This window comes from Nonlabens tegetincola, from assembly GCF_002117085.1.
Taxonomy (GTDB): Bacteria; Bacteroidota; Bacteroidia; order Flavobacteriales; family Flavobacteriaceae; genus Nonlabens; species Nonlabens tegetincola.
Genome location: NZ_CP019342.1, coordinates 1797112 through 1811367, shown reverse-complemented (window position 1 = coordinate 1811367; position 14256 = coordinate 1797112). Strand labels below are relative to the sequence as shown.

Here is a 14256-nt window from a genome sequence, read left to right as displayed (position 1 = left end):
TTTTTGCTGTTATGAGAAAAGTATATCTAGACAGCGCAGCAACAACTCAAATGAGACCAGAAGTTATTGAGGAAATGACGAAGGTCATGACCGAAGTTTATGGTAACCCTAGCTCAACTCATAGTTACGGTAGAGAAGCCAAATCTTTGATTGAAACGGCAAGAAAGAATGTTGCAAAGGTATTGAACGTAAGTGCTGCCGAGATCATTTTTACATCTGGTGGTACTGAGGCTGATAACCTTGCTATAATAAGTTGTGTGCGTGACCTAGGTGTTACTAGAATTATTTCGACGCCTATTGAACATCATGCTGTCTTATACGCTATTGATCAAGCCTGTGAAAAACATGGTGCAACTAAGGTTCATGTAAGATTAAAAGAATGTGGAACTCCTGACGAAGAACATCTAGAGGAATTGTTGAAAGAGTCAGATGAGAAAACGCTAGTTTCTTTAATGCATGTGAACAATGAAATAGGAAATAAAATAGATATAAAATCAATAGCAAAATTGTGTAAACAGTACAATGCTTTGTTTCATAGTGATTGCGTGCAATCTATTGGTCACTATGAATTAGATTTTTCAGAAATTCCTGTAGATTTTACAGCCGTGAGTGCTCATAAGTTTCACGGTCCTAAAGGAGTGGGATTTGCTTTTGTAAGGAAAGGATCAGGATTACAAGCATTAATTGTAGGTGGTTCACAAGAGCGTGGTGTAAGAGCTGGTACTGAAAGTGTTCATAATATAGTAGGTCTAGATAAATCATTACAAATGGCTTATGATAATCTAGAAGAAGAAAGAAGTTACGTATTAGAACTTAAAAATTATTTCAAAGACCAATTAATAAGTAGTGTACCAGGAATAAAATTTAATGGTAATTGTTCCAAGGATGATAAAAGCACCTTTACCTTATTGAATGTATGCTTACCGATTCCTGCGGACAAGGCTGCGATGCTTCTTTTTACTTTAGACCTGAAAGGAATTGCTTGCTCAAAAGGAAGTGCGTGTCAAAGCGGAGCACAAAAAGGAAGTCATGTTCTTACTAACGTTCTTAAAGGAGAGGATTTAAATAAACCTAGTCTAAGATTTAGTTTTTCCATCTACAATACTAAAGAAGAATTGGATTACGTAATAAATGTTCTCAAAGAGTATATCGAGCAATTTTCAACTGCTACAGTCTAGCTAGCAATCTTAAATTAAAAACTCTAGGAGTTAATCTTACAGGCACCGCGTATTGTGCCTGACTAGCTACATCTCTCACCCAAAGATTTGATATTTGATTTTCGTAATTGAATATGTTATAGATTTGAGCGCCTATAGAAAGTTCGGTAAAGTTGGCTAACCAGCTGTCATCTCTAGCAACTTTATTAGGTCCTACAAGCTCGAGTTGTACGCCAAGGTCTGCTCTAAAGTAATCTTTAAGCCTAAATTGAAAATCATACGGATCTGCATAACTAGGTGATCCGCCTGGTAACCCTGTACTATAAACCATATTCAAGTAGGCTCTTAAGTTAGGTATTGTAGGAACATAATCTTGAAATAGGAATGCAGCCTTTAGTCTTTGATCAGTAGGTCGATCAATAAAGCCTCGATTGTCCAAATTTTCTTGGGTACGCATGTATGCAAGAGATATCCAGCTTTCAGTTCCTTTGATAAACTCGCCATTCATTCTTGTTTCTATCCCATAGGCATAGGCTGTAGCATTGTTGTTTGCTCTATATCGTAGTCTAACATTTTCAAGAGTGTAGGTATTCACATCCCATAAATCTTTATAATAAACCTCGGTAGTCAGTTTAAATGGTCTTATTTCGTCTTTTTTAGAAGACCAATTAAAACTCCAGTCATTCCCTAGAACAATATGAACTGATTTTTGTGCCTCGACTTGTGGTTGCACAGTTCCCTGTTGATCTCTTAACTCTCTATAAAAAGGTGGTTGATAATATAATCCACCGGACAGCCTGAACAACATATCCGTTTTCTTCCAATACGGTTTTATCGCAAATTGAGCTCTAGGTGAAAATACAGTTTGAGTATTACTATCAACTCCATCGCCGGCTACAGTCCATGTATGAGATCTTATCCCTGCATTCCAGAAGGTTTCGTGATCTCCTAGATATCCACGGCTACTATATTGTATAAAAGCCTGTACTCGATCGATGGTAATATCATTATCGGCCCTTGCAGATTCAAACGGTACTAACGGAGCTGTATATGAAAAATAAGGTTGTTGGTTTCTAAATTCTGGTAATGGTGGCCTTACGCTAAATCCGGCGCTATCTATAACCGTATATTCTCTTAACCTATCTCGTATATCTTCCTTGTTAAATTTAATACTAGCATCGATAACGTCTTTATTTTTTTTGGAGCTAGGTATGGTATAAGTTGATTTAAGTTGTGCGGTAGTTATAAGTGCATCTAGATTATTACGTCCATGATCTAGTTCACTTCCTATAGAGGTTGTAAAATCTACTTCTCCTAGATCACTTCCTCCTATATCTGTATTTGGGCGACCTATGCTATACCTTGCAAGAATGTCATAGTATTCCTGTTCTTGAGTGTGATAAACACTAGATATTAACCTTACATTCAAGTTGTCATTAACATCATAGCTAGCTTTTATTGCGCCAAAGTAGGTCTCGTACCTATCGTTTTCTTGACCGTCATAGTCAATAATTAAAGCTTGAGCATCGTTTACCGTACCAAAATTTGTTTGAGAGGTAAGTGGTTCAAATTCATAATCATTGATAGCAATGTTCCCCAGGAAGCTTAATTCAAATTTAGGAGACAACTGATAGGTGAGGTGTGTTTGAGCATCAAAAAACCTTGGAATGGTAATGGCTTCAGTTTCTCTAGAGTTCACAAATAAGCTATTGTCTCTATATCGTACTCCTAGAGTTGCTGTTAACGCTTTCGCGAAAGCGGTACCTTCTACATAACTATTAACACCTAATAGAGAAGCGTCGATTCCAGCAGCAAATTGGGTAGGGCGACGGTATTCAATATCCAAAACAGAGCTTAACTTATCACCGTATCGTGCTTGAAATCCACCAGCGCTAAATTTCACATCTCGTACCAAATCAGAATTGACAATACTCAGCCCTTCTTGTTGACCACTACGTATAAGAAAAGGTCTGTAAACTTCAATCTCATTTATATAAACTAGATTTTCATCAAAGTTTCCACCTCTTACATTGTATTGAGTGCTCAATTCATTGTTACTACTAATACTAGGTAAGGATTTAAGAAGATTTTCAACACCAGGTTGAGCACCTATCATATTTCTTATAATGGCAGGTTTAATTTTTGTAATCCCTCTAAGTTCATTGTCTCTTATCGCATCTATTTCGATAGGCTTAAATTCCTCAATAGTAGATTTAATAACCGGATTAAGTTCAAAAATCTGATTGTTTGCGAGTTTTAAATTTTTTATGATAATAGTTTCATAACCAATTGCAGAAAACTTTAATTCGAGTAATTCGTTTGCTGGCACTATGATTTTATAGAAACCGCTGTTGTCTGTTGCGTTACCAATTGAGGTGCCTGTAATGCTTACATTAATGTCACCTACTGGTAAGTTTTTTTCGTTTAGAATAACACCGGTAATTGTGGCATTTTGACTAAATGAAAGAAATGATAATAATAAAAAAACCGAGGTTAAAAGCTGTTTCAAAAATTAGTTTTTACGGTAAAAGACTGCATCAAATGTAGTGCTATTTCCCACATTATCCGTTACAATCACTTTTAGGTTGTTTTCTCCATCTTTAACGACTCCATCTTCAAAATCGTGTACCAGTAATTTTGTTTTATAGTCGTACTCCATTAAAATAAATTCTCCATTAACTGTTGCACGATATCCTTTGATACCAGTTTGTGCATCATCAATTTTAATTTTCAAAGTCTTATGATTGGATATCCATTGTTTGTTTTTAAAGCTAACTGGTGTGATGGTAGGTGGCGTGTAATCCTTGCTTACTGCATAGGTGCCAAAGTATCTAGTGCTACCTGTAAGAACTCCATTTTTAATTTTTGAAGAAGTGTAGTAAACGTTTCCCCAATCAGTAACTCGTCCTATATAATACTGTTTGAGATTTTCTTCCTTTTTAGACTTTAGGTTGTAATTGATATATATATTCTTGTGTAAGGGTATTTCATCCTGATGAATTTTTATTGTATCGCTATTTACTTTGATGTCTAATAAACTGTTCTGGTAAAGAGCTCCTTTGGGGATTGACACATTAAAAGCGCCGTCGTTGTAAGTAAAACTTTCTCTATGATTTACATAAGACAAATGCGAATTGTCTGGAATAATTCTTTCTCCTGGTGGTTGATCAGTGGTGATTTTTAAATGAATGTTGGTAGTGTTGTCTTTGAAGTCCATTATTTCAACTTTAAGTTGATTGGTTACACCGGCATCATAGCAACTTAAAACACCATAATCTATATGATCTTCATAAAGACTTAAAGGAGAACCTTCTGGAATAAACAATTTTGTAATTCGACTTTTAGTCTTTTTAAAATGGTTATAATCGATAAGACGGTTTAAATATCGAGTCTCATTAAAAGCATAGGTGTCAAAAGTGATTTGAAAATTTTTAGTGCCGTTAAGGTAGGATTTAATGCGGTAAACTCCATTTTGGTTAGCGGCTCCATTCTGTTGATCATTAGTGTTTACTCCTATACCTATTTGCCCATAGGCTTTGAAATTTTCCGTTTTAAAATCGCCATTTTTTAAAGGGATCAATCTTATCAATTCGGGTTGATTGCGACCGTTGATGGTGCTGTTTTCATCTAGAGGATAGGCCATAACCTGTTTAACAATAGGAGCCTTAGTGTCTGGAATTTCTATATCCATTAACATTGGATTGATCGGTTTTGCTGCACTATCCCTAATTTCAAAATGTAAGTGAGGACCACCGCTACCACCACTATTTCCGCTATAGGCGATTATATCTCCTTGGTCTACTCGTAACTCTAAGTCTGTTGGGAACAGTTGGATTTCAAAACTTTCTTTTTCATATTGCCTTTTTTTTACGTATTCCTCTATTCTGGGAGCAAATTTTTCTAGGTGCGCATAGACACTAGTATAGCCATTAGGATGCGTTACGTATAAAGCTTTACCATAACCGTATCTTTCAATTTTAATACGGCTCACATAACCATTTGCCACAGCATACACTTTAGCACCAGTTCTTTGATTTGTTTTTATGTCTAGACCACTATGAAAATGATTTGACCTTAACTCACCAAAAGTCCCGCTTAGTTTCATGTCTATATCTAAAGGATTGATAAAATATCCTTCAAGAATTTTTTTGTTGGTTTGGCTTTCGCCGAAATGGAACATGCACAGTATGAAAAAGGTAGAAATAAATAAACGTTGCATCATGGCACTAATATAGGTTTAGCAGGATTAATTTTACAAATAATGTCAAAGTTTGTTCCACTTTTGTTTGAAATCTCTAGGTATAATTTTAGATTTGTAAATACAGCAGAAAATAATGCCGTATGAATGATCTAACATCTCAACTTTCTTCTATAGAGTTAAAAGTAAAGACTTTATTACAAGAAAATGCTAGGTTGCGACAGGAGTTAATGGATGAAAAAACACTTACTTCAACATTGGAAAAAGACAATAATGAACTTTTACAATCGTTAAAAGCAACAGAGGATAAGATGGTAGCTCTCAAAACGGCAAACGCAATGCTGGGTAGTGACGAGTACAAAACAAAAACAAAGCTCAAGATAAATGCACTTGTTAAAGAAATTGATAAGTGTATAGCTCAACTTACGTAAACTATGAGTCAGAGGCAAAAAGTCAAAATTTCTATTGCAGATAGAGTTTATCCTCTTACCATAGAACCTTCTCGAGAAGAAGGTCTTCGTATAGCTGCAAAGAATATAGAAAAAATGATACAACAGCTGGAGAATAATTATGCCGTAAGGGATAAACAAGATGTTCTAGCTATGTGTGCTCTACAGTTTGCAGCTCAAGCAGAGCAAATTAAAATAGATAAGAATAGTGATGTTGAAAATGCTAAAAAAATGCTGGATAATATCGAGCATTTACTAGATAATCACCTTTCTTAAGACGTTCTTTTAAAATAATAAAGTTACTACCTGCACTGGTTCAATTTTTTGGTGAACTCAACACTATAATTCTTTAAAAAAGGTGAGTCGTGGTTGTAAAAGCATGCTGGTCATAATGCCAGACCCTTGATCAATCAGTTAGCCTTAAACTTTATTTAAGGAGTTCATTCAAAACCCAACTAGTGCAGGTTTTTTTATATATAGTCAACAACCATGGATACAACAGGTATAATAATCGCCATAGTGGCGCTAATAATAGGATTAGCAATAGGATTTTTAATTGCAAAATCTATAATTGAAAAAGGAAAAGCATCAAAAATTATTGCCGATGCAAAAAAGGAAGCAGATAGCCTTCTAAAAGATGCCGAAATTAAAGGCGAAAAGCTTTATAATGATAAAACCTATAAAGCAAAAGAAAAATTCATCGAGCTCAAATCAAAGCATGAGAAGGAAATCATGCAGCGAGAAAAGAAAATGAACGACGCCGAAAAGAGAACTCGAGATAAAGAGTCAAAGGCTTCAAGTGAATTATCAAAAAATAAAAAACTCAATCAAAGTTTAGAGGATAAACTTAAGGATGTTGAAAGTAAACGAGCAAGCGTTTATAAGCGTCTAGATGAGGTTGAAAAGCTACACGAATCTCAAGTCAAGCAGCTTGAAGTTATAAGTGGAATGTCTGGTGAAGATGCAAAGAAACAACTTGTAGAGTCACTTAAGGATAAGGCAAAGACAGAAGCCATGAGCATTATCCAGACAACTATTGAAGAAGCCAAAATGACTGCTCAACAAGAAGCCCGTAAAGTTATTATAAACACTATTCAGCGTATAGGGACAGAAGAAGCTGTAGAGAATTGTGTTTCCGTCTTTAACCTAGAAAGTGATGATGTTAAAGGTCGTATTATAGGTCGTGAAGGTCGTAATATCAGGGCGATTGAGGCGGCAACTGGAGTTGAAATAATAGTAGATGACACTCCAGATGCAATTATCTTATCTTGTTTTGATGCAGTAAGAAGAGAAGTGGCTAGACTTTCCTTGCATAAATTAGTAACTGATGGTAGAATTCACCCAGCTCGTATCGAAGAGGTAGTTCGTAAGACTCGTAAACAAATAGACCAAGAAATAGTAGAGGTAGGTAAACGAACCGTTATTGATTTAGGAATTCACGGTCTTCATCCTGAGCTAGTAAAAATGGTAGGTAGAATGAAGTATCGTTCTTCCTACGGTCAAAACTTATTACAGCACAGTAGAGAAGTAGCCAAATTGTGTGGAACCATGGCGAGTGAACTAGGACTTAATCCTAAACTAGCTAAACGTGCAGGTCTTCTGCACGATATAGGTAAGGTGCCTGAAACTGAAGATGAAACTCCTCACGCTATTCTCGGTATGAAACTTGCCGAAAAAAATGGTGAAAAACCTGAAGTTTGCAATGCTATTGGTGCTCACCACGATGAAATCGAGATGACATCTCTATTGTCACCTATAGTACAGGTTTGTGATGCCATAAGCGGTGCTAGACCAGGTGCACGTAGACAAGTTCTGGATTCTTATATTCAACGATTAAAAGACCTTGAAGATATAGCTTTTGGTTTTCCAGGAGTAGAAAAAGCTTATGCCATTCAAGCTGGTAGAGAATTACGAGTTATGGTAGAAAGTGAGAAAATTAATGATGAAAAAGCGGCACAGCTTTCTTTTGAGATTTCTCAAAAAATCCAAACGGACATGACTTATCCTGGTCAGGTAAAGGTTACTGTAATCCGAGAAACGAGAGCGGTAAATATTGCCAAGTAATTTTAAAAATTCTAACAAAAAATAAAACCGTTCTGATCTCTCAGAACGGTTTTTTAATTTGATTTAGAAAAATCCCCTACAACCTTCCTAAACCTCATAAGTTTTTTGGCTTATGATTTTGAGAATCAGCTCATTTTTTTGTGAAGTAAAAGTCCCCTAACTCTCTTACTCCATGAACTTGATTGCTTTCTCTTTGTCAAAGATGAGAAGAATATCTAATTCAAAAAATACCCCTTATAGGGTAAATTTTTATTCGTTATAAATATTGTCATAACCCTTTTCTGGAACTTCAAAGAATTTCCCTGTTACATATCTGTAATGACGATCTAGATTTGAAAGCTCCTTCAAATCTTCCTTGTCAAAATTTACAGCGGCAGCAGCTAGATTTTCTTTAATACGCCCTTCATTTGTTGATTTAGGAATAACCGCTGTACCACGATTTGCTGACCAGTTGATAAGCACTTGACCTTCACTAGCATTGTGTTTTTGAGCAATATTTTTGATCGCATCAAGTTCAAACATGTTGGGTTCATCAGCTTGTTTCATACCTTCGGATCTGTCACCACTACCCAATGGAGAATAAGCTGTTAAGTGAATTCCATTTTTACTACAGTATTCAAAAAGCTCATTTTGTTGTAGCAAAGGGTGTAACTCAACTTGATTCATTTCAGGAATCTCGTCAGTTTTACTCATTAAATCTTCAAGCTTTTTGATTGAGAAATTGGAAACACCTATATGTTTTGCCTTTCCTTTTTGCTTCAGTTCGGTCATAGCTTCCCACGTTTTATGGATAGGAGCTTCATCGGGTGTTAAGTAATCCTCAGGTTTTTCAGGGTTTTTTACATCGGGTTTAAATGCAACAGGCCAGTGAATTAGGTATAAATCTAGGTAATCCAGTTGCAAGTCTTTTAAGGTTTGATCTAGGGCAGGTTCAACATCTTCTGGTAAATGAGCGTTGTTCCATAGCTTTGATGTGATCCACACATCTTCCCTTTTTATTTCTCCCTTTGAGAAAACCTCATTGAAAGCCTCACCAATTTCTTTTTCATTTCCATAAATGGCAGCACAATCTATGTGTTTATACCCGTTTTCTAGTGCTGTGATTACGGCTTTTTTCACTTCACCTGGTGCAGATTTCCATGTACCTAAACCTATAGCCTGGAGTTCATCCCCATTTCTAAATTTTAATGTTTTCATTTTTGTTTTTTGTTAAAGTTAGCTTTCGCGAAAGCGATACCCAAAAATGAATGCTAGTTTATAAAAACTTTAATAGGTTACTGTTTTGCCCAAGGATGATATTGATGAATCACTTGTTCTAGGTGCTTGCGGTCAACGTGCATATAAATTTCGGTTGTGGTGATGCTTTCGTGCCCCATCATGGCCTGAATCGATCTTAAATCGGCGCCATTTTCTAGTAGATGAGTGGCAAAACTGTGCCTAAAGGTGTGTGGACTTATAGTTTTTTTAATACCTGCGAGTTGCGTTAATTGCTTTATTATATGAAAAATCATAGCCCTGGTAAGACCTTTTCCTCGACGATTAAGAAATAAAGTATCTTGATGTTTTAGGTCTATTTTTTGATGTACGCGTACTTCATCACGATATAAGTTGATAGCCTTAATAGTATATTCACTTACAGGGACAAACCGCTGCTTATTACCTTTACCTATAACTTTAATAAAACCTTCCTCAAAAAGTAGGTCACTTAATCTTAATGTAATTAATTCACTTACCCTAAGACCACAACCGTATAATGTTTCAATGATAGCGCGATTGCGTTCACCTTCTGGGGTAGATCTATCTATGGCAGCGAGTAGTTGATCAATTTCTTCAAGGGTAAGAGTATCTGGTAGCTTGCGTCCTATTTTTGGACTTTCAATCAAATCCATAGGTTGGTCTTTTCTATAATTCTCCAATATTAAATAGAGAAAAAAAGCTTTTAAACTACTTGTTATCCTTGCTTGTGAACGTGGCTTAACCTCTTTAGAAATATGATAGATAAACTCTTTAAGTTGTTCACTGGAGATGTTTTCTGGTTTAACAGTTTGCTCATTGTCAATAAGGTAATTCTTGAGTTTATTGAGATCCCTAGTGTATGCTTTTATAGTGTTTTCTGATAGTCCACGCTCGATTCTAGAGTAAGATTTAAAGCTTTTTATTATAGAATCCCAAGCGTTGTATTTCATTTATATTCAATTAATTATGATCTTAAAAGGCCTTTGTCATTAACTAGTTTTAACAGCCCTTAAAAATAATTTAAGTTATGTGTGTTTAAATTTCCAGTAATCTTGTGCAACAAAAATAAATAACTATGAAAAAATTACTTTTTACAATTGCTCTAGCGGTAAGTGCTATTACTGTTCAGGCACAAGAAATTGACTTTGGAGTTAAAGGTGGTGTAAACTTTGCAAAGTTGCAAGGAGACGCTGTTGAAGATACTGATGGTCGTACTGGTTTCCATGTAGGTTTAACAGGTGAATATATGTTCAATTCTTCTTTTGGGTTGCAAGCAGAGGCTGTTTACTCACAACAAGGTTTACAATCAGAAGCAAATGGGGTAGAGAGTAAATTAAAGTTGGATTATATCAATATTCCAATTTTGGCTAAATTTTACATTGCAGATTCTGGTTTTTCAATCGAAGCAGGACCACAATTTGGAATTCTAGTAAATGATGAGTTCACACAAGAAGGCGGACTAGTAGATGTAGAACAAGACGCAGATGCCGAAGAGTTAGACCTAAGCGCTGGTGGTGGATTTGCTTATAAATTCAAAGAGGGAACATCGCTTGAAGGATTTATGATAAGTGCTCGTTATATGATTGGTTTGAACAATGTGTTTGAAGATAACGATACGTTTGGAGATGATATCACAAACTCTAATCTTCAACTTTCAATTGGATATAAGTTCTAGAACGATAAGGAAAAAGAAAAATGAAAGGCCTGTTATTTACTAGATAACAGGCTTTTTTAATTTTACGCTTTCGCGAAAGCGTAACTACCGATATATTTACCATATGAAAGTACTTATACTTAATGGACCTAATTTAAACTTACTAGGGAAACGCGAGCCAGAAGTTTATGGAGCAGAAAGTTTTGATGATTATTTAAAAGCTTTAAGGGCAAAACTACCTCATATTACTATCGAATATTACCAAAGTAATGTAGAAGGTGAGTTGATCAATCAATTGCATAAAGCCGATGATCATGGATACGAGGTGATCTTATTTAATGCAGGCGCATATACGCATACATCGGTTGCGATAGGTGATGCTGTTGCAGGAATAACCACACCAGTTATTGAAGTTCATATATCAAATGTGATGAAAAGAGAAGAGTTTAGACATGTGTCCTATATATCTAAACATGCCGCAGGAGTGATAAGTGGTTTTGGATTATTAGGTTATGAATTAGGTATGCATTATCTATCCATAAGATAATAGTGCATTAATATTCTATTAACAATATATCTATTTCAAAAAAAACTTGGTGCTAGAAGCTATAATAATAACTTGAAAATAGTCTACAAGTTTAATTCATTTAATTTATCCAATTAAATAAAGCCCGTTGAGATTTCTCAATGAGCTTATTTGTGTTAACATAATTTTCACATTATGGGAGTATGATGGAAATTAGTTTTACTCCGTAATTTTAAATAATCAACCAAATGAAAAAAATTCTTTTAACCGCATTGTGCGTCGCTGGTTTTGCCTTTACAACAGATGCTCAAAATGATAAAGGTGACTTTACTCTTGCTCCTCAATTAGGATTAAACCTTTCCAACTACAGAAGTAATGTAGATTTAAACAATGATTTGAGAGTAGCTATGGTAGTTGGAGTAACTGGCGACTATTATTTTAGTGATCGATGGAGTTTTAGAACTGGATTACTGTATGATGCAAAGGGAACTGATGTTGAAAATAATATTGATAAGCTTAATTATTTATCTATTCCTTTGCAAGCAAACTTTCACTTTGGGGATAACAGAAACTGGTATGTGAATTTTGGTCCTTCTTTAAATATATTATTAAGCGCAAAAGGTGAGCTTTCTGATGGTAGTGAGATTGATTTAAAGGATCAAGTCTCTAGTCTAGATATAGGTTTAGGTTACGGGATAGGATATAAATTTGATGTTTCGGAGAATACAGAATTATTTTTCCAAGCCCAAAGTTTTTATGGACTAAGCCGAATTAATGAAAACAATAATGATTTTGGTCAGGATGTCAAGTTGTTTAACATCTCAACAGCTATCTCTGCTGGACTCATATTTGACTTGTAATTAAAAATAAGTGTAATAAAAAAAGCCCGTTGAGTCTTCTCAACGGGCTTTTTTTTGAATTTCAAATTTACAGTCCAGGATAACTTCCTGTAATAATCTCTATACCATCGATCACCCATCCTACAAAGAAGAATCCAAATGTGATAATGAAGAGAACATTCCAGTACCATGGGCTCTTTAAGAACCATCTGTGTGCTGCAAATCCTCCTAAGAAAAACCATAAAAGAATAGCAACTGTTTGATCCTCTGACCAAGCAACCGCAGCAGGAGAAGTTAATGTTGTTGTAGCTACTTCCATCGTTTCTGTATCGCTAATTGCTATAGTTTCAGAAACAACTTGTCTTTCAACTGGGAATGAGGCAAAGGCAAATTGACTCATTACCATGAATAAACCTACTAGTACTAAAGTAAATTTTGTTTTCATAAAATTTGTTTTATTGGTTACATTTACTCAAATATATACCTTTTTATGAAATCATATTTAATCGGTTTAATTTTAGTTTTATTCAGTTTACTATCTAGCGCTCAAAATTATGAATACATGGGACTGCTCAAATTACCAGATAGTTCTCTCATAACTTATAATCTTAGTTTTAAAGAAGAAAACGGAAAAATTAAAGGATTTTCTTACTCTGATATGAATGGTGAGCACGAGACAAAGTCGGCCGTAGTAGGAAAGTATGATAGTGAAGAGAATAAATTGGAATTTAGAGAAGTCGAGATTATTTACACTAAATCTAACATTAAGGAGATAGATTTTTGTAACGTTTATTTCACAGGTGATTTAAGAAAATTAAACGGGAAAGCAGAAATTAAAGGAACCTTTAAGGGATATTATGATGATCTTACTAGTTGTATAGATGGAGAACTTGTAATGCAAGCGGCAGAAAAGGTTAAAAAGCGAAATGAGAAATTTCAAAAAAGAGTGAATAGAACCAATAAAGTTCCTGATAGCATTAAACAGAAAATTAATATGAGTAAGATGTTCAATCGATTCTCTAAAAATCAATTAAAAGGTGGAGAAAATTTGAACATTATATTAAAAGACAAGAATATTAAATTAATAATTTGGGACGATCAAGAAGCAGATGGAGATAAAATAGAATTATCCATCAATGATCGCAAAATATTGAAGGACTTTGAACCTAGTACAACTAAAAAAATAATTCCTTTGGAATTTATAGATCCCGTGAACACTATTAAAATCAAAGCCTTAAATATTGGAAATAAACCACCCAATACTGCAAAAATTGCAATTGAAGCTAAGGATGGTCAAGTAATAGATGTGACCTCACAACTAAAGGTAGGTGAAGATGTAACTTTTACCTTTTTTAAAGAAAAACCAAAAATTCAAAAGTAACACCACTTAACAGTTTTTGTTATTTAGGGTTAAAGCCTGGTGGTCAATAGTGTAGCTGGTGGTTTTGTGTGTTTTATTTGTGGTCAAAACCAAAACACCAAACTATGAAACAGTTACTCATTACCTTGCTATTTTTGTCCGTGACACACGCTTTATGGTCACAAGAAACAGAAAGAAAATCAACTTCTATTCTATTTGATCCACCTGTTGAAAATAGGTGGGAATTAGGAGCTACTGCGAGAACGTTATTATCCTATCAAACCTATCAAAATACCAGATACAAATACGATGATAAATTTCTAGGTCTAGGACTAGGTATTTATGCAGATTATAAAGTAAACAATGTGTGGAGTTTAAGATGGGAAGCTGGCGTTGATGCTAATCTAGGTCTTACTCCTTATCTTTCCTTTCAAACTCATCATCGATTTGCAAATCGATGGCGCATTTATGCAGGTGCAGGTACATTATTCAATACAAATGCACAAACTCTTGTCCAGCGCGATAGATATGGTCGTGTGATTGTAAATCCTTATTTACAATTTGGATTACAATACGACTTATCAAAAAGATGGCGTATTGACTTAAGATATCAACAGAATTTATTTGATTACCAAAGAGCTACTTTTAGTAATAATCTTCGTAAGGAAGGTGAGGTAGGAACATTAAGCTTGGGTACGTCTTTCCGATTCTAATAAGCAGTCAATAAAAAAATCCTTGTTCTATAGATAAGAACAAGGATTCTTTATTAATTG

The 14256-nt window shown here is 34.9% G+C and carries 14 protein-coding genes and 1 other RNA gene; 10 read left to right on the top strand and 5 right to left on the bottom strand.

Translation table 11 applies throughout. The features are described 5' to 3' along the window. Positions 1-11 precede the first annotated feature (11 nt). Positions 12-1178, top strand: a complete 1167-nt coding sequence (locus tag BST91_RS08615) for a cysteine desulfurase family protein (protein ID WP_042277561.1) — start codon at positions 12-14, stop codon at positions 1176-1178. Here the strand turns inward: BST91_RS08615 and BST91_RS08610 are convergent. Continuing rightward, positions 1168-3666, bottom strand: a complete 2499-nt coding sequence (locus BST91_RS08610) for a TonB-dependent receptor (RefSeq protein ID WP_085775152.1) — start codon at positions 3664-3666, stop codon at positions 1168-1170. The two genes, BST91_RS08615 and BST91_RS08610, sit on opposite strands and share 11 nt — an antisense overlap. Before the next feature lie 3 nt (positions 3667-3669). Continuing rightward, positions 3670-5379, bottom strand: a complete 1710-nt coding sequence (locus BST91_RS08605) for a M23 family metallopeptidase (protein ID WP_085775151.1) — start codon at positions 5377-5379, stop codon at positions 3670-3672. 119 nt (positions 5380-5498) lie between these two features. On the opposite strand from BST91_RS08605, the gene BST91_RS08600 reads away from it, so the two are divergent. The 4 genes from BST91_RS08600 (at position 5499) to rny (ending at position 7868) form a co-directional block, all read left to right on the top strand. Further along, on the top strand, positions 5499-5786 hold the full coding sequence (locus tag BST91_RS08600; RefSeq protein WP_042277567.1) for a hypothetical protein: 288 nt from the start codon (positions 5499-5501) through the stop codon (positions 5784-5786). A gap of 3 nt (positions 5787-5789) precedes the next feature. Further along, positions 5790-6080: a cell division protein ZapA gene (locus tag BST91_RS08595; RefSeq protein ID WP_042277571.1), complete on the top strand. Its 291-nt coding sequence runs from the start codon at positions 5790-5792 to the stop codon at positions 6078-6080. A 55-nt stretch (positions 6081-6135) separates the two neighbouring features. After that, a non-coding RNA gene (gene ssrS, locus BST91_RS08590) (6S RNA) lies at positions 6136-6246 on the top strand. Between the two features lie 47 nt (positions 6247-6293). Beyond that, the gene (gene rny / locus BST91_RS08585) at positions 6294-7868 is read left to right on the top strand and encodes a ribonuclease Y (protein ID WP_060524081.1); all 1575 of its coding nucleotides are present in this window, start codon (positions 6294-6296) and stop codon (positions 7866-7868) included. 249 nt (positions 7869-8117) lie between these two features. Here rny and BST91_RS08580 read toward each other — a convergent pair whose 3' ends face one another. Beyond that, positions 8118-9065 carry an aldo/keto reductase gene (locus BST91_RS08580; protein ID WP_085775150.1) on the bottom strand — a complete coding sequence of 316 codons (948 nt, stop codon included), beginning with the start codon at positions 9063-9065 and terminating at the stop codon, positions 8118-8120. Between the two features lie 77 nt (positions 9066-9142). Then, the gene (xerD, locus tag BST91_RS08575) at positions 9143-10054 is read right to left on the bottom strand and encodes a site-specific tyrosine recombinase XerD (RefSeq protein ID WP_085775149.1); all 912 of its coding nucleotides are present in this window, start codon (positions 10052-10054) and stop codon (positions 9143-9145) included. A 125-nt stretch (positions 10055-10179) separates the two neighbouring features. Here xerD and BST91_RS08570 point away from each other — a divergent pair, with 125 nt between their 5' ends. The 3 genes from BST91_RS08570 (at position 10180) to BST91_RS08560 (ending at position 12144) form a co-directional block, all read left to right on the top strand. Continuing rightward, the gene (locus BST91_RS08570) at positions 10180-10779 is read left to right on the top strand and encodes a porin family protein (RefSeq protein WP_042277575.1); all 600 of its coding nucleotides are present in this window, start codon (positions 10180-10182) and stop codon (positions 10777-10779) included. Positions 10780-10882: 103 nt separating this feature from the next. After that, positions 10883-11305: a type II 3-dehydroquinate dehydratase gene (gene aroQ, locus BST91_RS08565; RefSeq protein ID WP_042277577.1), complete on the top strand. Its 423-nt coding sequence runs from the start codon at positions 10883-10885 to the stop codon at positions 11303-11305. A 227-nt stretch (positions 11306-11532) separates the two neighbouring features. Next, on the top strand, positions 11533-12144 hold the full coding sequence (locus BST91_RS08560) for a porin family protein (protein ID WP_085775148.1): 612 nt from the start codon (positions 11533-11535) through the stop codon (positions 12142-12144). A 67-nt stretch (positions 12145-12211) separates the two neighbouring features. Here BST91_RS08560 and BST91_RS08555 read toward each other — a convergent pair whose 3' ends face one another. Further along, positions 12212-12568: a TM2 domain-containing protein gene (locus BST91_RS08555; protein WP_042277582.1), complete on the bottom strand. Its 357-nt coding sequence runs from the start codon at positions 12566-12568 to the stop codon at positions 12212-12214. 45 nt (positions 12569-12613) lie between these two features. Here BST91_RS08555 and BST91_RS08550 point away from each other — a divergent pair, with 45 nt between their 5' ends. Together BST91_RS08550 and BST91_RS08545 are read left to right on the top strand one after the other, a co-directional pair. Next, positions 12614-13504 (top strand): hypothetical protein, encoded by an 891-nt coding sequence (locus BST91_RS08550; protein ID WP_042277584.1) that lies wholly within the window; start codon positions 12614-12616, stop codon positions 13502-13504. 104 nt (positions 13505-13608) lie between these two features. Beyond that, the gene (locus tag BST91_RS08545; RefSeq protein ID WP_060524096.1) at positions 13609-14196 is read left to right on the top strand and encodes a porin family protein; all 588 of its coding nucleotides are present in this window, start codon (positions 13609-13611) and stop codon (positions 14194-14196) included. The last annotated feature ends 60 nt before the right edge of the window (positions 14197-14256 follow it).